The organism is Micromonospora sp. NPDC048040 (assembly GCF_055587185.1).
On record NZ_JBVJGT010000144.1, the window covers coordinates 1 to 1315 of the forward strand.

General features: G+C 66.9%; 2 protein-coding genes. Both read right to left on the minus strand.

Annotation, left to right across the window (positions count from 1 at the left end):
* Positions 1-43: 43 nt before the first annotated feature.
* Positions 44-937 (minus strand): IS3 family transposase, encoded by an 894-nt coding sequence (locus ACZ6O2_RS36525; protein WP_466026222.1) that lies wholly within the window; start codon positions 935-937, stop codon positions 44-46.
* Positions 934-1236: a transposase gene (locus tag ACZ6O2_RS36530; protein ID WP_466026223.1), complete on the minus strand. Its 303-nt coding sequence runs from the start codon at positions 1234-1236 to the stop codon at positions 934-936. The genes ACZ6O2_RS36525 and ACZ6O2_RS36530 overlap by 4 nt, the downstream gene beginning before the upstream one ends.
* Between the last annotated feature and the right edge of the window lie 79 nt (positions 1237-1315).

Below are 1315 nucleotides of genomic sequence, written 5' to 3' on the forward strand. Positions count from 1 at the left end.
TGGGCTTGACCCGATTCGACGGACAGGGTCGATGTGTTGATCTTCAGGCTACCTTGAGGGCGGGTAGCAACCGGATGCTGGTGCCGTTCTCGTAGGTGGCGGGGCTGAGGTAGCCGAGGCTGGAGTGTCGACGGCGTGTGTTGTACCAGCCCTCGATGTACTCGAATATGGCCTGCCGGGCGGTGGTGCGGGTGGGCCAGGCCTGCCGGTGGATGAGTTCGGTTTTGATCGTGGCGAAGAACGATTCGGCGACCGCGTTGTCCCAACACTGACCGCGCCGGCCGACCGACAGCCGCACCCCTTGCTGGCGGGCGAGTCGAGCGTGCTGGGTACTGGTGTATTGGGCGCCGCGATCGGAATGGAACACGAGCCCGTCGGCGGGCCTGCGGCGTCGCAGCGCGTCGGTCAGGGCGGCGTCGACCAGGTCGGTCTTGAGGTTGTCCGCAACGGCCCAGCCCACGACCCGGCGCGAGGCCAGGTCGATGACGGTGGCCAGATACAGCCAGCCTTCCCACGTGTTGATGTAGGTGATGTCGCCGCACCAACGGGTATTGATTGCCGTCGGGTCGACGGTGAAGTCCCGCTGGATCAGGTCCGGGCGCCGTGCCGCGGTGGGGTCAGGGATCGTGGTGACCTGCCAGCGGCGCGGGCTCTTGCCAGCGATCCCGGCTGCTTGCATCCGCCGGGCAACGCGTTTACGGCCGTGCCGCAGGCCGGCGTCGGCGAGCTCAGCGTGGATCCGCGGCGCCCCGTACGTGCCCTTCGACGCCGCGTGCACTTCGAGGATCTTCGCGGTGAGCTTCTCGTCGTCGCGCTCGCGGGTGCTCTTGTTGTTGCGGGCGTAGTAGGCGGATCGGGAGACCTGAAGCAGCTCACACGCGCGTTTGACGCTGTGCTTGCCGGCCTGCTCCGCCTCGATGAACGGATACACGTTCACCGGGTCTCCCTCGCGAAGAAAGCCGTCGCCCGCTTGAGAATGTCGACGTCCTGCTGCAGCCGCCGGTTCTCCTGCCGCAACCGAGCCAGTTCCGCCCGCTCGTCGCTGGTCAGCCCGTCCGAACGTGTCCCGGCATCGATCTCGACCTGCTTCACCCACTGCCGCACCGCGGTCTCGGTCAGGTCGAAATCCTTCGCGACCTGCCCGACGCTGCGGTCCCCGCGCTGACACAACTCGACGATCTCGGCCTTGAACTCAGGCGTGAACGCCCGCCTCGGCCTCGATCGCTTCTTCCCCACGCTCTCCATGATGCTGGACATCCTCCCGGAGCCCTACCGGCTCCTGATCTCGGATGTCCGTCGAAACGGGGCAGGCCCA